Here is a 26,033-nt window from a genome sequence, read left to right on the forward strand (position 1 = left end):
GCGCCCGCCTCGACGCCGGCCTCAACGCAATTGCGCCTGGATCCGCCGCACGAAGGCCGGGTCGGCACTGCCCAGCTGCGTGGTGCGCCCGGCAACGCGGCCGCGCGCATCCAGCAGCACCAGCAGGCTGGTGTGGTTGTAGTCGCCGTCGGGCAGCGCGCGAAAACGGATGCCCAGCAGCGCGGCCAGCTTGCGCGCGCCGGCCGCGTCGGTGCGGGCCAGCGTCCAGTGCGTGCGATCGAGTCCCCGTTCGTCGGCGGTGCGCCGCAGCACCTGCACGGTGTCGCGTTCCGGGTCGAAGCTCACCATCAGCACGCCGACGCGTTCGCGCTCGGCCGGGGCCAGTGCCGCCTGCGTGTCGCGCAGCGCGTCGACCAGCATCGGACAGACGAACTGGCACGAGGTGTAGAACATCGTGACGAGCATCGGGTGGCCCTGGCCGGCATCGAGCGCGATGGCCCGGCCGTCCTGGTCGGTCAGCGGCAGCTCGAGCTGGTAGACCGAATCGCCCGGCCAACGCGGTGCGGCGCCCGCCGAGGCGGCACAGGCCAGCAGCGTGGCCAGCAAGGTTCTTCTCAACATCAGTGTTTCTCCTTCAGGTCGGGGGCCTGCGGACGCACGCAGCGAAAGCCGAGGCTGCGCGTGCTGTTCGAGGCGTCGAGGGATGACAGCAGGGCCACGCGCATCAGCACCGCGTAGTTCTCCCGCTGTTGCAGGTCGATGGCGCCGGCGCCGCAGAACTGCAGCTTGTCGGGGTCGTCGGCGGAGCGGCTGTCGGGGTTGACCAGCAGCGCGTTGAAGTCGTCCACCCACTCCCACACCAGGCCGTGCAGGTCGCGCACGCCATACGCATTGGGCGGGCCGCCGACGGCCGGCAGCGCCTGCGTCGCCGGCCGCGAATACCACGCCAGGATGCGCGCGCGCCACGCGGGGTCGGCGCGCGCATCGACGCGGGTCTCGTCGGCCGCCGCCACGTACTCCCACTCGGGCCAGCTGGGCAGCCGGCCGCCTTCGCTTTCGCAGAAGGCCTGGGCGGCGAACCAGCTGAGCCCGGTGGCCGGCTGGTCGGCTCGCCAGCCGTCGCCGGGCGTGACCGGGTCGCGCCAGCCGCTCAGGTAGTCGGCATCGGCGAAGACCGTGGCGACGCGCCCGCGCTGCCACTGCGGCTGCGCGACGACGAAGCGCTGCAATTCGCCCACCGTGACCGGCGTCGCGCGCATCGCGAAGGCCGCGATGGCTTGCGGCTGCTGCTGCGCATCGCGTGCCAGCACGCTCGCGAGCGTGCCGGCCGGAATGTCGACATACGCCGCCGTCTGCGCTGCGCACGGCAGCGCGATGCAGCAGGCGCAGGCGGCGATCCAGGCCGTCGTGCCCACGTCAGTGCTCGGCGACCGTCGCCGCCACCGGCTTGGCGGCGCGCACGCGCTTCACATCGTCGGTCAGGATGCGCCCGCCCGGGTTGCCCCAGCTGTTGAGCACGTAGGTGAGGATGTTGGCGACCTCGTCGTCGTTGAGCTGCACCATCGACGGCATCACCGAGTCGTAGTCGCCGCCGTTCACCTTCAGCTTGCCGTTCAGCCCGTGCAGCACGATGCCGATCGCGCGCGCCGGGTCGGCCGCGAGGTAGTCGGACCGTGCCAGCGGCGGAAACACGCCCGGCAGTCCGGCGCCGTTGGCCTGGTGGCACACCGAGCAGGTCCCGGCGAACAGCGACTCGCCGGCACGCACCTGGTCCTGCAGCGTCAAGGTGCCGGCCGCGGCCGCCTGCGTCGCGGTGGCGACCGCATTCATGTTCGGCTGGGAGCGGTCGCCCAGGTACACCGAGTCGAGTTCCTTGCCGGAGTACAGCGACTTGTCCTCCGGCCCGCTGACCTTCAGGATCGCGAGCGCCCCCTTGTTGAACGCGCGGAAGATCGAATGATCGACCAGCACGTAGCTGCCGGGCACGCGGGTCGTGAACTTCACCACCGCCGCGCCGCCGGCCGGGATCAGCGTGGTCTGCACGTTCTTCTGCACGTTGCTGCCGCCCTCGTAGCGCACCTCGTCGAAGATGGCGCCGATCACGTGGAAGCTGGACACCAGGTTCGGCCCGCCGTTGCCGACGAACAGCCGCACCGTCTCGCCGGTCTTCGCGGTGATCGCCTTGTCGCCGGTCAGCGCGCCTTCGGCGCCGTTGAACAGCACGTAGGTCGGCCGCTCGTCGATGGCCTTCTCCATGTCGAACGGCTGCAGCCCCTTCTCTCGGTACTTGCCGCCGGTGTAGAAGTCGCCCTGCATCACGTAGTACTCGTGGTCCACCGGCGGCAGCCCCTGCGGCGGCTCGACCAGGATCAGCCCGTACATGCCGTTGGCCACGTGCATGCCGACCGGCGCGGTCGCGCAGTGGTAGACGTAGATGCCTTCGTTGAGCGCCTTGAACGTGAACTGCGACGCATGGCCCGGCGCGGTGAAGCTGGACGCCGCCCCGCCGCCGGGGCCGGTGACGCCGTGCAGGTCGATGTTGTGCGGCATCTTGCTGCCCGGGTGGTTCTTCAGGTGGAACTCCACCGTGTCGCCCTGGCGCACGCGGATGAAGCTGCCGGGCACGGTGCCGCCGAAGGTCCAGAACGTGTACGACACGCCTTCGGAAATCGGCATCTCCTTCTCGATCACCTCGAGCTCGACAATGACCTTGGCGGGCGTGCTGCGATGGATCGGCGGCGGCACGTTGGGCGGGCTGGTCAGCACCGCGTGGATGGGCGCGCCCTGGGGCGGCCCGAAGTCGCCGGTTTTCGGCACGGCTTTCTGCGCCGAGCCCGCGGCGTGCGCCAGGCCCAGGGTGCAGGCCAGCAGTGCGGCGGCCGTCGCTGTCTTGAGGATGTTGGTCATGCTGTGATCCGGTACGGATGCGTCCCTCCATCGGGACGGCATGACAGTAGGGGCGCGTCGCCGGCGAGGGTTTGTGTTCGGTCAAGGAAGGCGACGGGGGCCGCGCGGTCGACGCCACCTTGACTTGCGTCAAGACCCTGCCGCGGTCGCACTCCTACTCTAGATGTATCTGCGATGCATCTTTCTTGCAACGCATCCACGCCAGGAGATTCCCGCATGTCCCCGTCCCAGGTTTCCGCCCCATCCCTTGCCGTCATCGACGTCCGCCCGATCCCGCGGCACGAACGCCACGCGCTGATCTTCTCGACCTTCAGGAAGCTGCCGGTCGGCAGGTCGATGCAACTGGTGAACGACCACGACCCGCAGCCGCTGCAGCACCAGTTCCATGCCGAGATGCCCGGCGCCTTCAGCTGGGAGTACGTGCAGGCGGGCCCCGACCTCTGGCGCGTGCGCATCACACGGCAGGCCGTGCCGGACCGCCATGCCGCCGGCGGCTGCTGCGGCGGCTGCGGCGGCGCGGCCTGATCCCTCCCCAGGTTTCCCCAAGGAGCACTCCATGAACCCCTCGCATCGCCTGTGGCGCTGGCTGGCACTGACCTTCGTGCTGTCCTTCGGCGCGCTCGGCTTCCTCGGCTACCAGATCCACCTGGCGGCCCCTCCCATTCCCGCATCGGTGGTCGATGCCGACGGCCGCACGCTGTTCACCGGCGCGCAGATCCAGGCCGGCCAGCAGGTCTGGCTCGCCTCGGGCGGCCAGCAGCAAGGCACGGTCTGGGGCCATGGCGCCTACGTGGCGCCCGACTGGTCGGCCGACTGGCTGCACCGCGAGGCGTCGGCGCTGCAGGCGCTTCGCCTCGACCAGCACGTGCAGGCGCAGCCGACGCTGTCGAGCGCTGACCGCGCCGCGATCGCCGTCACCTTGCGCGAGGAGATGCGGCACAACGGCTACGACGAGACGAGCGGCGTGCTGAAGGTGTCGAACGACCGCGCGCTGGCGATCCGGCGCGTCGCGAGCCACTACGACAGCCTGTTCGGCAGCGACCCGGCACTCGCCGAACTGCGCAGCCAGTACGCGATGCGCGCCGGCAACGTTCCCGACGCCGCCGACCGCCAGGCGCTGACGGCCTTCTTCTTCTGGAGCTCGTGGGCCGCGGCCACCGACCGCCCCGGCGAGACCTCCCTGTCGTACACCAGCAACTGGCCGCACGAGCCGCTGGTGGGCAACACGCTGACCGGCACCGCGGCCATGTGGTCGATGGCGAGCATCGTGCTGCTGATCGCCGGCATCGCCGCGATGGTCTGGTTCCATGGCAGCCGCGAGCACGAGGCCGATCCGGTGCCGCCGGCCGCCGACCCCTTCCTGCAGGTGGTGGCCACCCCGTCGATGAAGGCGACCCGCAAGTACTTCTTCGCGGTGGTGGGCCTGCTGCTGCTGCAGATCGGCATGGGCGCCATCACGGCCCACTATGCGGTCGAGGGCGATGCATTCTTCGGCCTGCCGCTGGCCGAGGTGCTGCCGTATGTCGTGAGCCGCACCGTGCACACGCAGGTCGGCATCTTCTGGATCGCCACCGCCTGGCTGGCCACCGGCCTGTACATCGCCCCGTTGCTGTCCGGCACCGAACCGCGCTTCCAGAAGCTCGGCGTCGACGTGCTGTTCTGGGCGCTGATCGCCATCGTGGTCGGCTCCACCGCCACCGGCTGGCTCGGCACGCTGCAGCACCGCGGCGTGGACTTCAGCTTCTGGATCGGCAACCAGGGCCTCGAATTCACCAGCATGGGCCGCGTCTGGCAGCTGCTGCTGTTCGTCGGCCTGCTGTTCTGGCTGCTGCTGCTCGGCCGCGCGCTGTGGCCGGCGCTGAAGAAGCCGTCGGAGACCCGCGGGCTGATCGCGATGGTGTTCCTGTCGGCGGCCTGCATCGGCGGCTTCTATTCCAGTTCGCTGATGTGGGGCCAGCACACCCACTACTCGATGGTCGAGTACTGGCGCTGGTGGCTGGTGCACCTGTGGGTCGAAGGCTTCTTCGAGGTCTTCGCCACCGCGGTGGTCGCACTGATCTTCACGCGGCTGGGCCTGGTCTGCGCCGCGAGCGCCAACCGCGCGATCGTCGCCGAGACCATCGTGTTCCTGTTCGGCGGCATCCTGGGCACGCTGCACCACCTGTACTTCACCGGCACGCCGACCTCGGTGATCGCCGTCGGCGCGGTGTTCTCCGCGCTCGAGGTCGTGCCGCTCGCGATGCTCGGGCTGGAGGCCCTGCAGACCTGGCGCCGTTCGAAGCGTGCGCCGTGGCTGGCAGCCTACCGCTGGCCGATCATGTGCTTCGTCGCGGTCGGGTTCTGGAACACGGTCGGTGCCGGCGTGCTCGGCTTCGCGATCAACCCGCCGGCCTCGCTGTACTACGTGCAGGGCCTGAACATGACGGCCGCCCACGGGCACGCGGCGCTGTTCGGCGTCTACGGCATGCTGGGCATCGGGCTGATGCTGTTCTGCCTGCGCGGCCTGTATGCGCGGCACCTGCATGCCGACCGCCTGCTGGCACCGGCGTGGTGGGGCATGAATGCGGGCCTCGCGATGATGGTCTTCCTGTCGCTGCTGCCGGCCGGCATCTGGCAGGCCTGGGCCAGCATCGACCAGGGCATGTGGTTCGCGCGCTCGCCGGCCGTCGTGCATTCGAAGGTGATGGAAACGCTGGTGTGGTTGCGCGTGCCCGGCGACCTGGTGTTCGCCGGCGGCGCGCTGCTGCTGGCGGTGTATGCGTGGCGGCTGCTGCGCCGCCCGGCTGCCGACGCGGCAGCGCTGGCGTCCGCGCGGGCGGTGCAGCCATGAGGCTCAGCGGCTTCACCGACTACAGCCTGCGCGTGCTGATCTACCTCGCGGCGAAGCCCGGCCGGCAGGTCACGATCCGCGAGATCGCCGGCTCGTTCGGCATCTCGGCCCACCACCTGACCAAGGTGGTCTGGTTCCTCGGACAGCACGGCTGGCTGAGCACCGTGCGCGGACGCGGCGGCGGCATCGCGCTGGGGCGACCGGCCGCCGAGATCGGCGTCGGCACGGTGGTGCGGGCGACCGAGGCGCAGACCCGGGCCGGCGACTGCTTCGGCCAGCAGCCCGACGCCTGCCGCATCGCGCGGATCTGCGCGCTGCGCGGCGTGCTGCACGACGCGCTGGAGGCGTTCTACGCCGCGCTCGACCGCAGCACGCTGGCCGACCTGGTCCGCAACGCGCCGGCGCTCGCCGAGGTGTTGTTCGTGCGGTCGCCGCCAGGCGCGCTGCAGGCGGGGTGCGCATGAACGCCGCCGCCATCGACTTCGACGGTCCCGAGGCGCTGCGCAAGCCGTTGCAGGCCGCGCTGGCGCGGGTCGTCGATCCCGAGCTCGCGCTGTCGATCACCGACCTGGGCCTGGTCTACGGGCTGCACGTGGACGATGCCGGCGCGCGGGTGCGGATGACGATGACGTCGCCGGCCTGCCCGGTGATCGACCTGATCGTCGAAGACGTCGAGAACGAACTCGACCGCGTGCTGCCGGCCGGCTGTGCGATCGCGGTCGAGGTGTGCTGGGAGCCCGCATGGACACCGGACCGGATGAGCGAGCGGGCCCGCCGCTTCCTGCAGCGGTGAACGCACGGGCATCGGGTCTCGCCCGGCTGGCCCTGGCGCTGCTGGTCGCCGTGTCGCTGGTGGCCGCGGTGGCCGCCGGGCTGCTGCGGGCGGGTTGGCTGCAGGGGGCGTGGCTGCCGGAAGGCCCGGGGCCGCTGGCGCTCGGCCAGCATGCCGCGCTGATGCTGTCGGGCCTGCTCGGCACCACGATCGCGATCGAGCGTGCGGCCGCGCTGAAGCAAGGCTGGGCCTTCCTCGCGCCATGGGCCTCGGGGTTGGGCAGCCTCGCGCTGCTGGCCGGCCTGGACAGCGTGGGCGGCTGGCTGGGCGTGGTCGCGGCCGCGCTGTTCGTCGGCGCCAGCGCCGCGGTGTCGGCGCGCCAGTGGGCCGTGCATTCGGCGCTGCTGCTGCCCGCGGCCGTCGCGTGGCTGGTCGGCAACCTGTTGTTCGCGCTCGGCCAGCCCACCGAGACGACGCTGCCGTGGTGGTTTGCCTTCATCGTGCTGACCGTCGCGGCCGAGCGCCTGGAGATGGCCCGGCTGATGCGCCACCACCCGGCGGCGCAGGCGGTGCTGGTGGTCCTGCTGCTGGGCCTGCTGGCCGCGGCGGCCCTGACCGGCCGCCGGCCGTTCGAAGCCGGCGTGCTGTACGGCGGCACGCTGGTCGCGCTGGCGACGTGGCTGCTGCGCTTCGACATCGCCCGCCGCACCTGGCATGCCCATGGCCTGGCCCGCTACATGGCGGTGAGCCTGCTGGCCGGCTACGTGTGGCTCGCGGTGGCCGGCGTGGCCTGGATCGGCGTCGCCTGGGGTTGCCCGGGCCGCGACTGGGCGCTGCATGCGCTCGGGCTGGGGTTCATCTTCAGCATGGTGATGGGTCACGCGCCGGTGATCCTGCCGGCGGTCGCGCGGGTGAAACTGCGCTTCGGCCCGTGGTTCTACCTGCCGCTGGCCCTGTTGCACGGCTCGCTGCTGCTGCGCCTGCCGGGCAGCCTGGTCGATCCCTCCTGGCGCAGCGTCGGCACAGCCGTGAATGCCGCCGCGCTCGCGCTGTTCATGGTGACCCTGGCCGGATCGGCACTGGCCTGGCACCGCCCCTTGCATCGGAGGCCACGATGCCGCTGATTCCGCTCGAAGATCCCCGCCCCGCCCGCGTCGACCCGCGCAGCTTCGCGCTGTGGGCGCTCGGCTTCCGGCCGTTCTACCTGCTGGCCGGCGGCTTCGCGTCGCTGTCGATCGGCCTGTGGGCGCTGCAGTTCGCCGGCTGGTTGCCGCATGCCTACCTGTCGGGGCCGGCGTGGCATGCGCACGAGATGCTGTTCGGCTTCGCGCTGGCGGTGGTGGTGGGCTTCCTGTTCACCGCCGGCCGCAACTGGACCAACCGGCCGACCCCGACCGGCGGCGGCCTGGCCGCGCTGGCCCTGCTGTGGGTGGCCGGGCGCGTGCTGGTGCTGACGCCGTTCGGCTGGACCGCCGCGCTGGTGGACAGCGCGTTCGCGCCGGCCGCCGCCATCGCGTTGGCCGTTCCGTTCCATGCCGCGCGCAACCGGCGCAACTACTTCTTCGTCGGCCTGCTCCTGCTGCTGGGCGCGGCGAACTTCTCGATGCACCTGTCGCAGCTCGGCGTACTGGACCTGCCGCCGCTCGCCAGCCTGCAGGTCGCGCTCGACGCGGTGCTGTTCATCATGGCGGTGATGGCAGGCCGGGTGGTGCCGATGTTCACCAACAACGGCGTGCCGGGCGCCGGTGCGCAGCGCGAGCCGCGCGTCGAACGGGTCGCGCTGGGCGCGGTGCTGGCGTTGCTGGCGGTCGACCTGCTGCCGCTGCCGCCGCTCGCGCTGGTGGGCGTCGCGCTGCTCGGCGCGCTGGCACATGCGCTGCGCTGGGCGCTGTGGCGTCCGTGGAAGACGCTGCGCACGCCGCTGGTGTGGGTGCTGCACGCCGCCTATGCATGGATCCCGCTGCACCTGGCGCTGCGCGCCTGCGCCGCGCTCGGCTGGACCAGCCCGTCGCTCGCGACCCATGCGCTGACCGCCGGCGCCCTCGGCGGCCTGGTGATCGGCATGATGAGCCGCACCAGCCGCGGCCACACCGGCCGGCCGCTGCGCGCCGACCGCATCGACGTCGCCTGCTACCTGCTGGTGCTGGGCGCCGCGCTGCTGCGCGTGCTGCTGCCGTGGGCCTGGCCGGCGTGGACGTTGGTGGCGGTGCTGGCCTCGGCCGGGCTGTGGTCGGCGGGGTTCGCGCTGTTCGTGTTTCACTACGCACCGTTCCTCGTTCGCGCGCGGCTCGACGGCCGTGCCGGCTGACCCCATGGACTACGCCACCGTCAAGCTGATCCACCAGGGCGCCGTGGCGCTGTCGTTCGCCGGCTTCTTCGTGCGGGGCCTCGCCGCGCTGGCCGGCGCGGGCTGGGTGCGCGGCCGCGCCGCGCGCTCGCTGCCGCACCTGGTCGATTCGGTGCTGCTGCTGTCGGCATTGACGCTCGCGTGGATGCTGCGCATCCACCCCGGCTCGGCGCCCTGGCTGGCCGCCAAGGTGGCCGGCCTCGTGCTCTACATCGGGCTGGGTGTCGTCGCGCTGCGCCCGGGGCTGCCGTGGCGCTGGCGCGCCGCCGCGTGGATCGCGGCGCTGCTGTGCTTCGGCTACATCGTGTCGGTCGCGATCACGAAAAACCCGCTCGGCGTGCTGTCGCTCGCACAGCCCGGCGCTTGACAACGGTCAAGCCCGGTACGTTCCACGCTGGCTATCGTCGATCCTTCACCCTCCCGATCGCCATGCACTCTTCCATCGCCCCCGCCGACACACTGCAAGACACCCTCGCACGCAGTGGCCTTGCGCCGCTGCGCCTTGGCGGCCGCTCGCTGCTGCCGATCGTCCAGGGCGGCATGGGCGTGGGCATCTCCGCGCATCGCCTGGCGGGCACGGTGGCGAGCCTGGGCGCGCTCGGCACGATCTCGTCGGTCGACCTGCGGCGCCTGCACCCGGACCTGATGGAGCGCACGCACAACCTGCCGATCGGCACCGCGTGGGCGACCGCCGCGGCGAAAGCGGCCATCAACGAAGCCAACCTGGTGGCGCTGGACCGCGAGATCCACGCGGCGCGCGCGCTCGCGAACGGACGCGGGCTGCTCGCGATCAACGTGATGCGCGCCGTCGGCGAGTACGCGGCCTCGGTGACCTGCGCGCTGCAGTGCGGCATCGACGCGGTGGTCGTCGGCGCCGGGCTGCCGCTGGACCTGCCGGAGCTGGCGCGCGAGCATCCCCGCACGCTGCTGGTGCCGATCCTGTCGGACGCCCGCGGCGTGCAGCTGCTGCTGCGCAAGTGGGAGCGCAAGCAGCGCCTGCCCGACGCCATCGTGCTGGAGCACCCGGGCCTGGCCGGCGGGCACCTCGGCGCGGCGCGCATCAGCGACCTGCACGACCCGCGCTTCGACTTCGACACCGTGATCCCGCAGGTGCTGGGCTTCCTGCGCGAGCATGGCGTCGAGAAGGAGATCCCGCTGATCGCGGCCGGCGGCGTGCGCAGCTTCGCCGACATCGCGCGACTGCAGTCGCTCGGCGCGGCCGCGGTGCAGCTGGGCACGCCCTTCGCCGTCACGACCGAAGGCGATGCCCATGCGGGCTTCAAGCGCGTGCTGGCCGAGGCACGCGACGAGGACCTGGTCGAGTTCACCAGCGTGGCCGGCCTGCCGGCCCGCGCGGTCGCGACGCCGTGGCTGCGCAACTACCTGAAGGCCGAGCCGCGGCTGAAGGAGAACGCGCAGGTCAAGCCGCGTTGCACGCTGGCCTTCGACTGCCTCGCCCAGTGCGGCCTGCGCGACGGGCTGGCCGACTGGGGCCAGTTCTGCATCGACACGCAGCTGGCCGCCGCGCTGCGCGGCGACGTGCGCAAGGGCCTGTTCTTCCGCGGCGTCGGGCGGCTGCCGTTCGGCAGCGAGATCCGCAGCGTGCGCGAACTGATGGAGCGGTTGCTGACGCCCGCACCCGCCGCTGCCCCGGTCACACCCGCAGTCGCCGCCACCGCCGATTGAGCCTCGCGGTGCGGCGCCTGCCGGACGCACCGCACCGGCTGTGCTTCGCGGCCGCGGGCCTGCTGCTGGCGGTCGCCTCGCTCGGGTGGCTGGCGCTGCTGGCGGGGCCGCCGGGCATCGCGTCGCGCTGGGCGGTGGCCCCGCGCCACGCCCACGGGCTGCTGATGACGCTCGGCTTCCTGCCGCTCTACATGGCCGGCTTCCTGTTCACCGCCGGTCCGCGCTGGCTGCAGGTGCCGGCGCTGCCGGCGCGGCGGCTGCTCGCGCCGGTCGCCGCGATGGTGGTCGGCTGGTTCGCCGTGCTGGCCGGCATGCCGCTGGATGCGACCTTCCCGGCCGCCGGGATGGCCTCGGTCGCCGTCGGCTGGTCGAGCCTGTGCCTGCGCCTCGCGTCGTTGCTGCGCGCCAGCCGGGCGGCCGACAAGGCGCATGCCGCCGCGATCCTGGCCGCGTGCGGCGTCGGCGCCGCCGCGATGGCGCTCGCCGCCGTCGCGCTGGCGACCGGCGATGCCGCCGCGCTGGACGCGGCCCCGCCGCTCGCGCTGGGCGGCTTCGTGCTGCCGGTGTTCATCGCCGCATCGCACCGGATGCTGCCGTTCTTTCCTCGCAGGTCGGGCGGCTGGCTGGCGGCCGCCGTGCTGGTCGCCTGGTGCGGCGATGCCGTCGTCGGTGCGTGGCGGCCGGCGACGCCGTGGCTGGCGGACAGCGTCGCCGTCGCCGAAACGCTGGTCGCGGCCTGGCTGGCCGTCACCGCCTGGCGCTGGTGGCGACAGCATGGCCTGAAGAGCCGGCTGGTGGCGATGCTGTTCACCGGCTTCGCCTGGCTGGCCGTCGCGCTGGCGCTCGGCGCCGCCGCCCACCTGCCCGGCCTGCCCGCGGGCACCGCACGGGCCGCGCTGCATGCGCTGGCCGTGGGCCACGCCGGCAGCCTGCTGATCGCGATGGTCACGCGCATCATCGCCACCCACGGCGGTCGGTCGCTGGCGGCGGATGGCGTGACGCTCGGCCTGTTCCTGCTGCTGCAGGCCGCCGCCGTCGCGCGCGTGGCCGCCTCGCTGTGGCCGGCGGCGGGCACGGCCCTGCTGCCGGTCGCGGCCGCGCTGTGGGCGGCGGCCATGACGACCTGGTCCGTGCGCTGCGGCGCCTGGCTGCTGCAGGCCGGAGTTCGACCCCCCACTGACGCGAGTCAAAGCCGTGCCCGCAACACGCCGCTACCGTCAGGCACGACTTCATCACCAGACCGCCCATGACCACCGACACGCTCGCTGCCGACACCGCCCCCCGCCTGCTGCCGCCGCAGCCGATCAGCGAGGAAATCCTGCTCGAGAAGTACGCCAAGGGCGACGAGCGCAGCATCGACGACGTGCGCCGGCGCGTCGCACGCGCGCTGGCGCAGGCCGAGGCGCCGGAGGCGAGGCTGCATTGGGAACAGCGCTTTCTCGATGCGCAACGCCACGGCTTCGTGCCCGCCGGCCGCATCAACTCGGCCGCCGGCACCGAGATGGCGGCCACGCTGATCAACTGTTTCGTGCAGCCGGTCGGGGATTCGATCGCGACCGACGACGAGGGCCACCCCGGCATCTACACCGCGCTCACCGAGGCGGCCGAGACGATGCGCCGCGGCGGCGGCGTCGGCTACGACTTCTCGCGCATCCGCCCGCGCGGTGCGTGGGTCGCCAGCACGCGCTCCAGCGCCTCCGGGCCGGTGTCGTACCTGCGGGTGTTCGACCGCTCCTGCGAGACGGTCGAGTCGGCCGGTGCGCGGCGCGGTGCGCAGATGGGCGTGCTGCGCTGCGACCACCCGGACATCGAGGAGTTCATCCATGCGAAGGACCAGGGCGACCTCAGCAACTTCAACCTGTCGGTCGGCCTGACCGATGCGTTCATGGAGGCGGTGCAGCGCGACGCCGCGATCGACCTGGTGCACCGCGCCGAGCCGGGCCCGCAGCGGCTGCGCGAAGGCGCCCGCCAGCGCGGCGACGGGCTGTGGGTGTACTGCAGCCTGCCGGCGCGCGCGCTGTGGGAGCAGATCATGCAGTCGACCTACGACCATGCCGAGCCCGGCGTGCTGTTCCTCGACCGCATGAACGCCGACAACAACCTGGCCTACTGCGAGCACATTGCCGCCACCAACCCGTGCGCCGAACAGCCGCTGCCGCCGTATGGCTGCTGCTGCCTCGGCTCGATCGACCTGACGCGCTTCATCGCCGATCCGTTCAGCGCCGCCGCGCGCTTCGACGAGGCCGGCTTCGCCGAGCAGGCCCGTGTCGCCGTGCGCATGCTCGACAACGTGCTCGACCTGAGCCACTGGCCGCTGCCGCAGCAGGCCGCCGAGGCCGCCGGCAAGCGCCGCATCGGCCTCGGCTTCACCGGGCTGGGCGACGCGCTGGTGATGCTGAACCTGCGCTACGACAGCGCCGACGCGCGCGCGGCCGCGCGCCGCATCGCCGAGGTGATGCGCGACGCGGCGTACTCGGCCTCGTGCGACCTGGCCGCCGAGCGCGGGCCGTTCCCGCTCTTCAATGCCGACCTGTTCCTCGGCGGCGGCAGCTTCGCGTCGCGCCTGCCGGCGGCGCTGAAGGAGCGCATCCGCGCCGGGGGCTTGCGCAACTCGCACCTGCTGTCGATCGCACCGACCGGCACCATCAGCCTGGCCTTCGCCGACAACGCCAGCAACGGCATCGAACCGGCCTTCTCGTGGACCTACACGCGCAAGAAGCGCATGGCCGACGGCAGCGTCGTCGCGCATGCGGTGCAGGACCACGCCTGGCGCCTGTACCGCCACCTGAAGGGCGACGATGCACCGCTGACGCCGGCCTTCGTCACCGCGCTGGACATCTCGGCCGCGGCGCACGCGCAGATGGTGGCCGCCGTGGCACCGTGCATCGACACGTCGATCTCGAAGACGGTGAACGTGCCGGCGGACTACCCCTACGCCGACTTCCAGGACCTGTACCTGCAGGCCTGGCGGGCCGGCCTGAAGGGGCTGGCCACCTACCGCCCGAACGCGGTGCTCGGCTCGGTGCTGAGCGTCGACGCGCCGCCGCTGCCGGTCGAGGTCGACGCGGTGAACCGGCGCCTGGCGCTCGAGCGCACCCGCCCGGCGGTGCTCGCGTCGTTGCGCTGGCCGGGGCGGCCGCCGCTGCCGGCGGGCAACCAGGCTTGGTGCTACATGGTGCGCCACCCGCACGGCGAGTTCGCGCTGTTCGTCGGCGACCTGCCGGTGGACGAGGCGCCCGCCCGCCTGGCGCCGTTCGAGGTCTGGGTCAACGGTGCCGAACAACCGCGCGGGCTGGGCGCGCTCGCCAAGACGCTGTCGATGGACCTGCGAGCGCGCGATGCGGCCTGGGTGCGCCTGAAGCTCGACCAATTGGCCACCGTGCAGGAAGAACGCGCGTTCGACATGCCGTTCCCGCCGGACGCCGCGCCACGCCGCTTCCCCGGCGTCGTCGCGGCCACCGCCGCGGTGATCCGCTGGCGATGCGAGCAGCTCGGCCTGTGGTCGGCGACGGACGGCGCGGCGGCGACGCCGGTGATGGACTCGCTGTTCAGCGCCGGCGAACCGCAAACCGGCCCGAACGGCACGCTGGCCTGGTCGGTCGACATCCACAACCCGGCGAGCGACGAGCAGTTCACGATGACGCTGAAGGAGGTGGTGGTGCCCGACGGGCACGGTGCGACGACCACGCGGCCCTGCAGCGTCGGGCTGTCGGGCAACTACCCGCGCGCGATGGACGGGCTGGCCCGCCTGCTGTCGCTGGACATGCGGGTGCTCGACCCGGCCTGGATCGGCATGAAGCTGCGCAAGCTGCTGAACTATGCCGAGCCGCTCGGGCACTTCATGGCGTTCGTGCCCGGCACCGCGCCGGACCGGCCGCGACAGCAGACCTGGCCGTCGACGGTGGCGTACATGGCGCGGCTGATCCTGCACCGCTACGCGCAGCTCGGCGTGCTGGACGAGGACGGCCATCCGGTCCACCGCATGGGCATCCTGCAAGTGCCGGCTGCACCGGCCAGCGCGGCGGTGCCGGCCACCCTGCACGGTGCGCCCTGCCCCGAATGCGGCAATGCCTCGCTGATCCACCGCGACGGCTGCCTGTTCTGTACCGCCTGCGGCCACCTGGGCAGTTGCGGGTAGGGATGACGGCCCCCGGTGCGGCCCGCCGGCGTTGATCCATCGCAACGCGGTGGCGGGGGTCGGGCCGAACAATGGCGCACCCCTGCCGCCTGCCTTGCCATGGACCGTCCACCCGCTGCCGCCCTTTCCACCGCACCATCGGCGGCTTGCGTGTATTGCGCGTTGCGCGACCTGTGCCTGACCCCGCCGTCCGGCGCGCCGCCGTCGTGGCAACCCGACACGCTGGTCGCGACCCGGCTCCCGCTGCGCCGCGGCGAGGCGCTGTTCCAACAGGGCGGCCGCTTCGAGTCGCTGTACGCGGTGCGCAGCGGCTTCTTCAAGACCCGGGTGTCGTCGCCGGACGGGCGCGACCAGATCACCGGTTTCCAGATGTCCGGCGAACTGCTCGGGCTGGATGGCATCGGCGACGGCGTGCACGCCTGCGACGCGCTGGCGCTGGAGGACTCGCAGGTGTGCGTCGTCCCGTACCCGACCCTGGAGCGACTGGCGCAGCAGTTCCCCGACCTGCAGACCGAGTTCCACCGCATCCTGAGCCGTGAGATCGTGCGCCACCACGCGGTGATGCTGCTGTTGTCCAACGTGCATGCCGACCGGCGCCTGGCCGCCTTCCTGGTGAACCTGGCACGGCGGCTCGGCAACCGCGGCTACTCGGCCGCATCGCTGGTGCTGCGCATGACGCGCGAAGAGATCGGGACCTACCTCGGCCTGAAGCTGGAGACGGTCAGCCGCAGCTTCTCGCGGCTGCACGAGCGCGGCGTGCTGGACGTCCGGCAGCGGCAGGTCCGCATCATCGATCCGTCGGGGCTGCAGGAACTGGCCGGCGACAGCAGCGGCTGAGCAAGGACGCATGCGAGTTCAGGTGCCGCGACGACGCGGACGGACGCCCCTTCCTGGTGGGCGCCGGCGTGTCGCGGCTGCGCCTGTCGCCGATGTCGACGGGCTTCCCCGCGGTCATCGAAGTCTTCCAGCGCGTGATGAACCGCACCGGCTCTTCTTCGAACGCCAGCTGGTGATGGAGGGCGACACCGAGATGGCACTCGTGCTGAAGAACACGCTGGATGCCATCGGGCCGCTGCGGGGGTGACAGGCCGGCACCGCTGGTCCTCCGGCTCGTCCGGGACGACAAGGTGCCCGGCATGGTGACGCGTGGGCACCTCGAACCTCGACGCGTCATCGAAGCCAACGGCGGGATGCTGCACGAGCGATTCGGGGACTCAGTCGACCCGCCTCGATCGCGGTAACGGCCACTGGATCCTGGCTGGGCGTGAGCGGATCGTCGGCCGCGCAGGCCAGAGCGCGCGCTTCAAGCAGCCGGACAAATTCATCCTTCAGTCTCGTGTAGGCATGGACATCGTTGCCGCAGTCGGCGGCGGCCCGGCGCTTGACTGCGGCGTACGCGTCGCGCGCTTCGCTGTTCGCTCGCAAAAAATCTCGCAGAGCGAGATGCCGACGGACATCGTGAGATCCCGTGCGAAACGCATGGACTTGATGTGTCCGCTTCGAGGATCCCTTGACGAAGTAACGACGCTCGGGAATTCCATTCTCTCCGCGCGGCTCGTAGCCAATCCCGAGGAAGGCGGCAGTCAATGAGTCGAGCCGCTCGACACGAGATACCTCGACAAGGACGTCGATGACGGGTTTCGCAGCAAGCCCGAATACGGATGTGCTGCCAATGTGATGGATTCGCGCGTGCAGGCCAAGAACACTCTCCAGCGCTTGCCGCTCATGTTCGAACATGGTTTGCCACAACGGGTTGTATGGTGCGATTTGCATGAATCTCTTGTTCAATGAAATCATCGCGCGACCAGCTGGCGTCCAGCAGCAGTCTCGCACCGCCGCTCATGCCTTCACTTCGACCACCTGTTCGAAGCCACCGAAGATCATGCGCTTGCCGTCGAAGGGCATGGGCGGATTGCCGGGTGTGGACGGGTCCATGCGCGGGTCTTCCACCATCTTCTTCATGGCGGCGTCGCGCGTGGCCTTGTCCGGCCATTCGACCCATGAAAAGGCGACCGTTTCCTCGGCCGTGGCCTGGACCGCGCGGCGGAAATCGGTGACCTTGCCGTCGGGGACGTCGTCACCCCAGCCCTCGATCACACGGGTCGCGCCGAGTTCGATGAACAGCGAGTCGAAATGACGCGCATGCTCGATGAACTTCTGCTTGTTGGCCGTCGGAACCGCGATCACGAAACCATCTATGTAGGACATGTCCTGACTCCTGTTGGGTTGGCGGTCGGCGCACCCGATCGAGAGCGCCCCGTACTTCGTCGACGAACGGAAGGAGGCCGATTCGACACCCGTCAGCGCCGACCTGCCGCGCGCCCGGCTCAGTGTCCCGTGTTGTAGGGCTCGAAGACTTGCACCACCCAATCCACGAAGACCCGCAGTTTCACACTGAGGTGGCGGTTGGGTGGGTAGGCCACGTAGAACGGCATGGGCGGCGGTGCCCAGTCGGCCAGCACTTCGACCAAGGCGCCGCTCGCCAGGTGCGGCTGCACGATGGGCGCGAAAGTCTGCACCAGACCGAGGCCGGTCAAGGCGGCGTTCAGGTGCGCGGTGCTCTCGTTGACGGAGATCGGACCCTGGCGGGTGATCTCGAATCGCTCGTCACCTCGCACATACGAGGCCGGCACGATCCGACCGGTTCCGGCCGAGAAATAGCTGGCCATGGCATGCCGACCCTCCAGCAGGTCTTCCGGCCTGCGGGGGGTGCCATGCCGCTCCAGATAGGCCGGCGACGCGACCGTGGTGAACGCCATCTGCGCGATTCGACGCGCCACCAGGGATTGGTCCGTCATCGCGCCGCCGCGAATCACGCAATCGACCGCTTCGCCCACCAGATCGACCGGCCGGTCGCTGACGCCCAGCGCCAGTTGCACTTGCGGGTAGCGCTCGCAGAAGGCGGGCAATTGGGGCATCAGGATCAGATTGGCCACCACCGATCCGACATCGACGCGCACGCAACCCCTGGGATGGGTCCGTTCCTGGGTCAGGTCGGATTCGATCTCGTCAAGTTCGGCCAGCACGCGCGCCGTGCGCTCGTAGTAGGCCGCGCCCTCCGGCGTCACCGTCACGCGCCGGGTCGTGCGCTGCAGCAGCTTGACCTTCAGGCGCGCTTCCAACTGCTGGACCAGCTTGGTCACACTGGGCTTGGGCATCTGCAACTGGTCGGCGGCCCGCGTGAAACTGCCTGCCTCGACAACGCGGGCAAACACGCGCATGGCGGTGATCTGGTCCATCAGGAATTATTAGCGGATTGGAAACAGACCTGTTCCCTTCTCGCTCTTGGTTCGAAGGGGCCGCGCTTCCAGACTGCACGGCTTCTCAACGACCATGCAAGGCAGACCCTCATGACTTCCAGACTCACCGACAAGATCGCCCTCGTCACCGGCGGCACCAGCGGCATCGGCCTCGCGACCGCGCGGCGCTTCGTCGCTGAAGGCGCTCACGTCTTCATCACGGGCCGGCGGCAGGAGCAACTCGACGCGGCCGTGAGGGACCTGGGTCGCAACGCGACGGGCGTGCGCAGCGACGTCGCCGATCTGGGCGATCTCGATCGCCTGTACGCCACGATCCGGCAGGAAAAGGGCCGACTCGACGTGCTGTTCGCCAATGCCGGTGGCGGCCAGGTGGCCCCGTTGGGGCAGATCACCGAGGCCCACTTCGACAGCATCTTCGCCACCAACGTGCGCGGCCTGGTGTTCACGGTGCAGAAGGCGCTGCCGCTCATGCCCAAGGGCGCGACCATCGTGCTGAATGCCTCGACCACATCGATCAAGGGAACGCCGGGTTTCAGCATCTACAGCGCCAGCAAGGCGGCCGTGCGCAACCTGGCGCGAAGCTGGATGCTGGACCTGAAGGACGCGGGAATCCGCATCAACGTTCTCAGTCCCGGCGTGGTCCCGACGCCTGCCTACGACCTGCTGGGTCTGAAGGGAGATCAACTCGACGGGTTCATCGAGATGCAGGCCAGGACGATTCCGCTGGGCCGTGTCGGCACGACCGACGAGATCGCCAAGGCGGCGGTGTTCCTGGCCTGCGACGAAAGCAGCTTCGTCAACGGCGTCGAACTGTTCGCCGATGGCGGCATGACGCAGGTCTGACACGCATCCGCGGCCGCGCGAGGAACGGGCGTCGCACCCAATTCGCTGCACTGTGCGGCAGCGACCGGTACCGTCCCGATTCGCTGGGACGGTGCCGGACGGCCGGCCGTTCGCACCGTCGAGCGGCCCCTCACTCGTCGAAGAATGTCCAGGTGTCTGCGCCGTCGAACTTGCGGACCCGCACGGAGGCGATCAACTGCGGGTCGAAGTTGCCGAGGTGCACGCCATGCTTCGCGCCAGCCTTCGCTTCGATCGGCTCCCAGTGCGTGACGCAGCCGCAATGCCGGCAGCGGATCGTGCGCAGGGTCTTGTCGCCTTGGACGTAGGCCTCGGTCGAGCCGGGATGGCCTTCGATGGCCACCGTTCCGAACTCGAAGTACACCCACGGACCGCCGATCCTGCGGCAGAGCGAGCAGTTGCAGTCCGTGGCAACTTCCGGCGTGGATGGGAGCGTGAGGCGGACGGCGCCGCAATGGCAAGAGCCTTGATGCATCGGCAGGCCTCCTGTTGACGTTCATCACCGCATTGTCATGGCCTTTGCCCGCGCCCAAGGTCGAGACCAATCGTCCGTCTCTCACAGCGAACCTGTCGTCGAGGGTGTGCGGCGTGACACCCGCGGGTTCAATCCCTCGCAGGATCAGGCACTTGGCCCATGACGATGGCAACGGCCGTGCCCTTGCTCTACGCTCAGGGCGTCGACCACCGGAAAGCACGATGACCAAGCCGAGTGCCACTGCCCTGGCCCGCATGCACCAGACCCTCCAGTCCTACGAAGGTTCTGCACGTGAATACGACAAGCTCGTCGACCCGCATCGGCCGCCGCACATCCTGAAGGCGCTGCGGCAACTGGTCGAGGCCGTGCCGCCCGGCGGACGGGTGCTGGAGATCGGCTCGGGGCCCGGTCGCGACGCGGATGTCCTGGAGTCGCTCGGACTGGCGGTCCGGCGCACCGACGCGACCCAGGCCTTCATCGACCTGATGGCGGAGCGCGGCCAGCGTGCCGAACTGTTGAACGTCGTGACCGACGAACTCGGGGGGCCTTACGACGGCGTGCTCGCGATGGGGGTGCTGATCCATGTCGATCGGAACCAGACCGACGCCGTCCTGCGCAAGATCCACGCCGCGCTGCGGCCGGGCGGAGCGTTCCTCGCCGCGATGCGCGAGGGCGAAGGCGAGACGACGGGCGAATACCACACCGTGTGCTGGACCCGCGAGCGCTTTACCGAACGGCTCGCCGCGGCCGGCCTCTCGGTCGTCTGGGATGCGGACAGCGTGGGGCGCGACGGCAACAACTGGATCATCTACCTGGCGCGCCGCGCGCCGTGAACGGCGGGGCGACCCGCTAGATCTGCACCCGCGTCCCCAGCTCCACCACGCAGTTGTGCGGCAACCTGAAGAAGTCCGCAACGCTGCCTGCGTTCCTCGACATCGCCGCGAACAGCGCCTCGCGCCAGTGCGCCATGCCGGCGCCCTTCGTGGGCACCACGATCTCGCGGCTGAGGAAGTAGGACGTGGCACCCGGCTCGATCGCCAGGCCGTGCATCGCGCAATGCGCCAGCGCACGGGGGATGTCGGGCTGGTCCATGAAGCCGTAGCGCACCTGCACCCGCCAGAATCCTTCCACCAGCCCGACCAGCTCGATGCGCTCCGCGTCATCGATGCGCGGCACCTCCTCGAACTTCACCGTGAGGATGATGTTCTGTTCGTGCAGCACCTGGTAGTGCTTGAGGTTGTGCATCAGCGCCTGCGGCACCGTGTCGGGATTGGCCACGGCATAGACCGCCGTGCGCGCGGTGCGGTGCACGCCGCCGTCGTGCGACAGCGCGCCGACGAACGGCAGCAGTTCCGGGTCGTCCCGGCGGATGTGCTCGATGAGCAGTTCGCGCCCGCGCTTCCACGTCGCCATCACCGCGAAGATCGCGGCACCCATCGCCAGCGGGAACCAGCCGCCCTGCAGGATCTTCAGCGAGCAGGCAGCCACCAGCACGGCATCGACGACCCCGAAGACCGCGGTCGCGGCCAGCGCCACGGCCAGCGAGTAGCGCCACACGTAGCGCACGACGAAGAAGGTCAGCAGCGTCGTGATCAGCATCGTCACCGTGACGGCGATGCCGTAGGCCGAGGCCAGCGCCGACGAGCTGCCGAAACCGAGGATGGCCAGCAGCACCGCCACCATCACGATCCAGTTCACCGTGGGCACGTAGATCTGGCCGGCCTCCTTCTCCGACGTGTTGAGCACGCGCATCCGGGGCAGCAGGCCGAGCTGGATCGCCTGCTTGGTCATCGAATAGGCGCCCGAGATCACCGCCTGCGATGCGATCACCGACGCCGCGGTGGCCAGCAGCACCGCCGGGATCAGCCAGGCCTGCGGGAACAGGCGGTAGAACGGGCTCTCCAGCGCCGACGGGTCGCGCATCAGCAGCGCGCCCTGCCCCATGTAGTTGAGCGCCAGCGACGGCAGGACCAGCCCGGTCCAGGCGATGCGGATCGGCCGCGCGCCGAAGTGGCCCATGTCGGCATACAAGGCCTCGGCGCCGGTCAGCGCGAGCACGATCGACCCCATCACCAGGAACAGGTGCCAGCCTCGTGCATGCAGGAACGAGAGGGCCTCCAGCGGATTCAGCGCCGCCAGGATCGCGGGCTGCTGCACCACCTGCAGCACGCCCACCACGGCCAGCACCGCGAACCAGATGGAGATGATCGGGCCGAACAACTTGCCCACCGCCTCGGTGCCGAAGCGCTGCGCCATGAACAGCCCGAAGATGATGGCCACCGAGATCGGCAGCACATAGGGCTTCAGTGTCGGCGTGATCACCTCCAGCCCTTCGACCGCGCCCAGCACCGAGATTGCCGGCGTGATCACGCTGTCGCCGTAGAACAGCGCGGCACCCAGCACCCCCGTCAGCAGCAGCAGGGTCCGGCGCGCGGGCGTGCCGCCTGCGGCCAGCGCGGTCAACGCCATGATCCCGCCTTCGCCGCGGTTGTCCGCGCGCAGGATCAGGATCACGTACTTGAGCGTCACCACCACCATCAGGGCCCAGAAGATCACCGAGACCGCGCCGATGACGTCCGGCGCATCCAGCGGCACGCCATTCGCAGGGTGGAAGACCTCCTTCATCGTGTAGAGCGGGCTGGTGCCGATGTCGCCGTAGACGACGCCCAGTGCACCGAGCGTCAGCAGGCCCAGGCCCTGGCGGGTTTTGTTGTCGTTCATTGTGTTCCGAGGAGAAGAAGGTCGGCCGTCGATGGCGCAGGCGCGTCAGTCGGCGAGCAGCCGGTAGCCGACGCCGGTTTCCGTGAGGATGTATTTCGGCTGCGCCGAATCCGCCTCCAGCTTCTGCCGGAGGTTGCCCATGTAGACGCGCAGGTAGGGGGTGCTCTGCGAATGCCCCGGCCCCCAGACTTCGCGCAGGAGGTGCGGATGCGTCAGCACGCGCCCGGCGTTGGCCACCAGCAGCGCCAGCAGGCGGTACTCGATGGGCGTCAGGTGGACCTCGGTGCCCGCCTTGCGCACGCAACGCGCGGCCAGGTCGACTTCGACGTCGCCGAACCGGAAGGTCAGCTCCGGCGTCGACCGTCCTGCCCGGATGCGTCGCAGGTTGGCGCGGGTGCGCGCCAGCAGCTCCGCCACGCCGAATGGCTTCGTGATGTAGTCGTCCGCCCCGGCATCGAGCGCCGCCACCTTCTCGCTTTCGTGCGTGCGCGCCGACAGCACGATGATGGGAACGCCCGACCACGCGCGCAGTTCGCGGACGAAGTCCACCCCGTCGCCGTCCGGCAGCCCGAGGTCGGCGATCACCAGGTCGGGCCGGCGCGTACCGACCTCGATGCGGCCTTGCTTCAACGTGGCCGCTTCGAAGACCTGCCAGCCCTCCGCGGCCAGCGACCTGCACACGAACTGGCGGATCTCGGCTTCGTCCTCCAGCACCAGGACGATCGGGTTGTTCATCGACATCAGCGTTCCTCCTGCAGCCCGATCGCGGTGTGCGAGCCCTGCGCATCTTCGGACAGATCGACCACGGGCGGCGTGCCCACGGGCAAGGTGAACGAGAAGGTCGCGCCGTGCGGAAGGGTCGGCTGCACGCGGATGCGGCCCTTGTGGGCCTCGACGATCGCGCGGCAGATGGCCAGCCCGAGCCCGACGCCCGGGGTGGCCGATTCGGCCTGGCCGCGCGTGAACTTCTCGAAGATCGCGTCCTCCTGGCCCTTCGGCACGCCGGGGCCATGGTCCCGCACGCTGATCTCGACCTGGTCTTCACGCTGCGTCGCGAGGATCTCGACGCAGGTGTCGGCGGGCGTGTACTTGCCGACGTTCTCCAGCAGGTTGACCATCACCCGCTCGATCAGCACGGCATCGCATTCCACCAGCGACACATCCGGATCGATCCGGATCGCGAGCGGGCGCGGGCCGAGGGCGCCGTGGGCGGCCTTCACGGCCCCCCCGACGATCTCCTCGACCGATTGCCATTCGATGCGCAGCCGGATCTCGCCGCTCTGGATGCGGGCCATGTCGAGCAGGTTGGTCACCATGTCGGCCATGCGCAGCGCCTTCTCGCCGAGGCCGTGCGCCAGTTCCAGTTGCGCAGGCGCCAGCGGCGGCTGGCTGGCCGCCAGCATGTCGGCCGATCCCACCAGCGCAGCGAGCGGCGTCCTCAGGTCGTGGGACAGCGCGGCGAGCAACGAATTGCGCAGCCGCTCCGACTCGATCTGCACGGTGGCGCCCTGCGCGACCTCGACGTAGTGCACGCGCTCCAGCGCCATCGCCGTCAGCGCCGCGAAGGTCTCCAGCTGCTGCCGCTGTTCGGGCACCAGCAGGAAGCGCGGCTCGCCGGGCTGCACGGCCAGCACGCCGCGCGAGCGCATCGTCGCCTTCAGCGGCAGGTACAGCCAGGCGCTGCCGGCCAGCGTGTCGGTGCCCAGCCCCGCCGCCTGGCCGTGGTCGAGCGACCACTGCGCCGTCCCCAGGTCCAGGCCCGCGGCGGCCTCCCGCGGCGGTTGAAGCCGATCGGCCAGGTCCAGCGCACAGACCGCCACCTGCGCGCGGAACTCGCGTGCAATCACCGCCTGCGCCACCTCGATCGCGTGCTGCTGGGTGAGCGTGTTCGACAGGTCCCGCGCCGCCTCGAACAGCGCCCGCGACCGCGCCTCGCGGTGCGTCGCCACCCTCGCCTGGAAGCGCAGGCCGGCCGTGAGCTGGCCCGTCACCAGGCCGACGGTCAGCATGATCGCGAAGGTCAGCAGGTACTGCACGTCGGACACGGCGAACGACAGGCGCGGCGCGACGAAGAAGAAGTCGAACGCGGCAACGCTGACGAACGCCGCCAGCACGGCCGGCCCGCGCCCGAGCCAGACCGCCACGCAGACCACGCTCAGCAGGAACACCATCACGATGTTCGCCAGGTCGAAGTACGGCACCATCAGGTGGGTCAGCAGCGTCGTGACGCCACACACCGCGGCCGCCAGCCCGTAGCGGCGAGCCTGCAGGGCGGCACCCGCCACCGCCTCGTCCACCTCGGGCTGCGCCGACGCGGCAGTCCGCGGGCGGTGGTCCTGCCCCACTTCGAAGCGGTCGATGTCCGGCGCCATCCGCGACAAGGCCTGGCCGAGGGAGCGCCGCGGCAGCCACCCCGAGCGTCCGCCCTGCCCGATCACCAGCCTGGCCAGGTTGTTCCCGCGCGCATGCGCCACCAACGCCTGCGCGACATCCTGTCCCGACAGCACCGCCGCCCTGGCGCCCAGGTCCTGCGCCAGCTTCACGGCCTGCAGGATGCCCTCGCGGCGCGCGGCCGGCAGCCGCTGCAGGGCCGGCGTCTCCACGTAGACCGCATGCCAGGTCACGGCGAGCTGCTGCGCGAGGCGCGCCGCGCTGCGCACCACGTGCTCCGATCCTTCCCGCGGGCCGATGCAGCACAACAGCGCCCCCTCGGTCTTCCACACCTTCGCGATCGACCGGTCGGTCCGGTAGGCCTGCACGTCATCCTCGATGCGATCGGCCGTGCGGCGCAGCGCCAGCTCGCGCAGCGCCATCAGGTTGCCCTTGCGGAAGAAGTTCTTCGCGGCGCGCTCGGCTTGCGCCGGCAGGTAGACCTTGCCGGCGTGCAGCCGCTCGATCAGCTCGTCGGCCGGCGTGTCGACCATCACGATCTCGTCGGCCCGGTCGAAGAAGGTGTCGGGCAGCGTCTCGTGCACCACGATGCCGGTGATGCCGCCGACCACGTCGTTCAGGCTCTCCAGGTGCTGCACGTTCAACGTGCTGTAGACGTCGATGCCGGCGGCCAGCAGTTCCTCCACGTCCTGCCAGCGCTTCGGATGGCGCGAGCCCGCGACATTGGAGTGGGCCAGCTCGTCGACCAGCATCAGCCCGGGGCGCCGGGCCAATGCCGCATCGAGGTCGAACTCGCCCAGGCGGCGGCCGCGGTATTCGACCTGCCGGGCGGGCAGCGCCGGCAGGCCGTCGAGCAGCGCCGAGGTCTCGCCGCGGCCGTGGGTTTCGATGACCCCCGCGACGACATCGACGCCTTCGGCCCGCAGCTTGCGGGCCGCCACCAGCATCGCGTACGTCTTGCCGACGCCCGCCGACGAGCCGAAGTAAATGCGCAGCCGGCCGCGGCCGTCCCGCCGTTCTTCGGCGTGGATCTGCGCCAGCAGGGCGTCGGGGTCGGGTCGCCGGTCGTCGGTCATGCGTGCATTCTCAACCCCGCGTCGCGTCGAGCGCGAGGTTCAGCCGCAGCACGTTGACACGCGGCTCGCCCAGGAAGCCGAGCCAGCGGCCCTGGGTGTGCTGCGCGATCAGGTCCTGCACCTGCTTCGTCGACAGGCCGCGCGCCTTCGCGACCCGCGCAGCCTGGAACTGCGCGCCGGCGACGCTGAGCTCGGGATCGAGGCCGCTGGCGGACGCGGTGACCAGGTCGACCGGCACCGGCGCCGCGTTGCCGGGGTCCGCAGCCCGCAGCGCATCGATGCGACCCTTGACCGCCTCGACCAGCGCCGGATTCAGCGGCCCCTGGTTGGAGCCGCCGGAAGCGCTGGCGTTGTTGGCCATCGGCGCGGTGGCCGACGGACGGCCCCACACGTACTTCGGGTCGCTGAAGCGCTGGCCGATCCATGCCGAGCCGACCGGCTGGCCGTCGCGCGTGATCAGGCTGCCGGCGGCTTCTTCGGGGAAGGCCACGCGGGCGATGCCGGCGACGACGATCGGGTAGGCGACGCCGGTCAGCGCGGTCAGCACCGCGAACAGGACCAGCGCCGGGCGAATGATGGAACGCATGGTGTTCTCCTTCAGGCCGGGT

General features: G+C 70.7%; 24 protein-coding genes and 1 pseudogene. 14 read left to right on the forward strand and 11 right to left on the reverse strand.

The features are described from left to right. Positions 1-21 precede the first annotated feature (21 nt). From FHT26_RS10605 to nirK, 3 genes are read right to left on the reverse strand one after another with little or no spacing between them, the layout of a single operon-like run. On the reverse strand, positions 22-582 hold the full coding sequence (locus FHT26_RS10605) for an SCO family protein (protein WP_168560081.1): 561 nt from the start codon (positions 580-582) through the stop codon (positions 22-24). Beyond that, positions 582-1,376 (reverse strand): SUMF1/EgtB/PvdO family nonheme iron enzyme, encoded by a 795-nt coding sequence (locus FHT26_RS10610; protein WP_168560082.1) that lies wholly within the window; start codon positions 1,374-1,376, stop codon positions 582-584. The genes FHT26_RS10605 and FHT26_RS10610 overlap by 1 nt, the downstream gene beginning before the upstream one ends. Before the next feature lies 1 nt (position 1,377). After that, on the reverse strand, positions 1,378-2,868 hold the full coding sequence (gene nirK, locus FHT26_RS10615) for a copper-containing nitrite reductase (RefSeq protein ID WP_168560083.1): 1,491 nt from the start codon (positions 2,866-2,868) through the stop codon (positions 1,378-1,380). 216 nt (positions 2,869-3,084) lie between these two features. Between nirK and FHT26_RS10620 the strand changes: the two genes are divergently transcribed. The 12 genes and pseudogenes from FHT26_RS10620 to FHT26_RS29850 form a co-directional block, all read left to right on the forward strand. Next, the gene (locus FHT26_RS10620) at positions 3,085-3,393 is read left to right on the forward strand and encodes a DUF2249 domain-containing protein (protein WP_168560084.1); all 309 of its coding nucleotides are present in this window, start codon (positions 3,085-3,087) and stop codon (positions 3,391-3,393) included. A gap of 31 nt (positions 3,394-3,424) precedes the next feature. Continuing rightward, positions 3,425-5,698, forward strand: a complete 2,274-nt coding sequence (locus FHT26_RS10625; RefSeq protein ID WP_168560085.1) for a nitric-oxide reductase large subunit — start codon at positions 3,425-3,427, stop codon at positions 5,696-5,698. Continuing rightward, positions 5,695-6,162 carry an RrF2 family transcriptional regulator gene (locus FHT26_RS10630; RefSeq protein WP_168560086.1) on the forward strand — a complete coding sequence of 156 codons (468 nt, stop codon included), beginning with the start codon at positions 5,695-5,697 and terminating at the stop codon, positions 6,160-6,162. Before FHT26_RS10625 ends, FHT26_RS10630 begins: the two co-directional genes overlap by 4 nt. Further along, positions 6,159-6,491, forward strand: a complete 333-nt coding sequence (locus FHT26_RS10635; RefSeq protein WP_168560087.1) for a metal-sulfur cluster assembly factor — start codon at positions 6,159-6,161, stop codon at positions 6,489-6,491. The genes FHT26_RS10630 and FHT26_RS10635 overlap by 4 nt, the downstream gene beginning before the upstream one ends. Further along, positions 6,488-7,594: a DUF8744 domain-containing protein gene (locus FHT26_RS10640; RefSeq protein WP_349238122.1), complete on the forward strand. Its 1,107-nt coding sequence runs from the start codon at positions 6,488-6,490 to the stop codon at positions 7,592-7,594. The genes FHT26_RS10635 and FHT26_RS10640 overlap by 4 nt, the downstream gene beginning before the upstream one ends. After that, the gene (locus tag FHT26_RS10645) at positions 7,585-8,778 is read left to right on the forward strand and encodes an NnrS family protein (RefSeq protein WP_168560088.1); all 1,194 of its coding nucleotides are present in this window, start codon (positions 7,585-7,587) and stop codon (positions 8,776-8,778) included. The genes FHT26_RS10640 and FHT26_RS10645 overlap by 10 nt, the downstream gene beginning before the upstream one ends. 4 nt (positions 8,779-8,782) lie before the next feature. Continuing rightward, entirely contained in the window at positions 8,783-9,184 is a 402-nt protein-coding gene (locus FHT26_RS10650) for a SirB2 family protein (RefSeq protein ID WP_168560089.1), read from the forward strand. 62 nt (positions 9,185-9,246) lie between these two features. Further along, complete coding sequence (locus tag FHT26_RS10655; RefSeq protein ID WP_168560090.1) at positions 9,247-10,503, forward strand: NAD(P)H-dependent flavin oxidoreductase; 1,257 nt, start codon at positions 9,247-9,249, stop codon at positions 10,501-10,503. Then, positions 10,500-11,753 carry an NnrS family protein gene (locus tag FHT26_RS10660; RefSeq protein ID WP_168560091.1) on the forward strand — a complete coding sequence of 418 codons (1,254 nt, stop codon included), beginning with the start codon at positions 10,500-10,502 and terminating at the stop codon, positions 11,751-11,753. The genes FHT26_RS10655 and FHT26_RS10660 overlap by 4 nt, the downstream gene beginning before the upstream one ends. Next, on the forward strand, positions 11,750-14,641 hold the full coding sequence (locus tag FHT26_RS10665) for an adenosylcobalamin-dependent ribonucleoside-diphosphate reductase (RefSeq protein WP_168560092.1): 2,892 nt from the start codon (positions 11,750-11,752) through the stop codon (positions 14,639-14,641). Before FHT26_RS10660 ends, FHT26_RS10665 begins: the two co-directional genes overlap by 4 nt. A gap of 99 nt (positions 14,642-14,740) precedes the next feature. Beyond that, a complete protein-coding gene (locus tag FHT26_RS10670) occupies positions 14,741-15,478 on the forward strand; it encodes a helix-turn-helix domain-containing protein (RefSeq protein WP_168560093.1) in 738 nt (245 codons plus the stop codon). Positions 15,479-15,611: 133 nt separating this feature from the next. Beyond that, positions 15,612-15,725, forward strand: a pseudogene (locus FHT26_RS29850) (ubiquinone anaerobic biosynthesis accessory factor UbiT); the annotation flags it as partial. A gap of 86 nt (positions 15,726-15,811) precedes the next feature. Here the strand turns inward: FHT26_RS29850 and FHT26_RS10685 are convergent. The 3 genes from FHT26_RS10685 to FHT26_RS10695 all read right to left on the reverse strand — a co-directional run bounded on the left by FHT26_RS10685 (position 15,812) and on the right by FHT26_RS10695 (position 17,880). Next, positions 15,812-16,438, reverse strand: coding sequence for a GrpB family protein (locus tag FHT26_RS10685; protein ID WP_210427319.1), 627 nt, complete (start codon positions 16,436-16,438; stop codon positions 15,812-15,814). A 42-nt stretch (positions 16,439-16,480) separates the two neighbouring features. Further along, positions 16,481-16,849, reverse strand: a complete 369-nt coding sequence (locus tag FHT26_RS10690; protein WP_168560094.1) for a DUF1428 domain-containing protein — start codon at positions 16,847-16,849, stop codon at positions 16,481-16,483. 119 nt (positions 16,850-16,968) lie between these two features. Further along, positions 16,969-17,880 (reverse strand): LysR family transcriptional regulator, encoded by a 912-nt coding sequence (locus FHT26_RS10695; RefSeq protein ID WP_168560095.1) that lies wholly within the window; start codon positions 17,878-17,880, stop codon positions 16,969-16,971. A gap of 111 nt (positions 17,881-17,991) precedes the next feature. Here FHT26_RS10695 and FHT26_RS10700 point away from each other — a divergent pair, with 111 nt between their 5' ends. Further along, positions 17,992-18,744, forward strand: coding sequence for an SDR family oxidoreductase (locus FHT26_RS10700; RefSeq protein ID WP_168560096.1), 753 nt, complete (start codon positions 17,992-17,994; stop codon positions 18,742-18,744). Between the two features lie 130 nt (positions 18,745-18,874). Here FHT26_RS10700 and FHT26_RS10705 read toward each other — a convergent pair whose 3' ends face one another. Then, positions 18,875-19,237, reverse strand: coding sequence for a GFA family protein (locus FHT26_RS10705; RefSeq protein ID WP_168560097.1), 363 nt, complete (start codon positions 19,235-19,237; stop codon positions 18,875-18,877). A 221-nt stretch (positions 19,238-19,458) separates the two neighbouring features. Between FHT26_RS10705 and FHT26_RS10710 the strand changes: the two genes are divergently transcribed. Beyond that, positions 19,459-20,070, forward strand: coding sequence for a class I SAM-dependent methyltransferase (locus FHT26_RS10710; protein WP_168560098.1), 612 nt, complete (start codon positions 19,459-19,461; stop codon positions 20,068-20,070). A gap of 16 nt (positions 20,071-20,086) precedes the next feature. Here the strand turns inward: FHT26_RS10710 and FHT26_RS10715 are convergent, their stop codons facing one another. Genes FHT26_RS10715 through kdpC form a run of 4 tightly spaced genes read right to left on the reverse strand, consistent with a single transcriptional unit; the run spans position 20,087 to position 26,011 of the window. Further along, positions 20,087-21,958: a potassium transporter Kup gene (locus FHT26_RS10715; RefSeq protein WP_168560099.1), complete on the reverse strand. Its 1,872-nt coding sequence runs from the start codon at positions 21,956-21,958 to the stop codon at positions 20,087-20,089. A 45-nt stretch (positions 21,959-22,003) separates the two neighbouring features. Then, the gene (locus FHT26_RS10720; RefSeq protein WP_490362778.1) at positions 22,004-22,699 is read right to left on the reverse strand and encodes a response regulator; all 696 of its coding nucleotides are present in this window, start codon (positions 22,697-22,699) and stop codon (positions 22,004-22,006) included. After that, positions 22,699-25,425, reverse strand: a complete 2,727-nt coding sequence (gene kdpD / locus FHT26_RS10725; protein ID WP_168560100.1) for a two-component system sensor histidine kinase KdpD — start codon at positions 25,423-25,425, stop codon at positions 22,699-22,701. Before kdpD ends, FHT26_RS10720 begins: the two co-directional genes overlap by 1 nt. A 10-nt stretch (positions 25,426-25,435) precedes the next feature. Next, positions 25,436-26,011, reverse strand: coding sequence for a potassium-transporting ATPase subunit KdpC (gene kdpC / locus FHT26_RS10730; protein ID WP_168560101.1), 576 nt, complete (start codon positions 26,009-26,011; stop codon positions 25,436-25,438). Between the last annotated feature and the right edge of the window lie 22 nt (positions 26,012-26,033).

Origin of the sequence: Rhizobacter sp. SG703, assembly GCF_012275445.1 — a bacterium.
Classification (GTDB): Bacteria; Pseudomonadota; Gammaproteobacteria; order Burkholderiales; family Burkholderiaceae_C; genus Rhizobacter.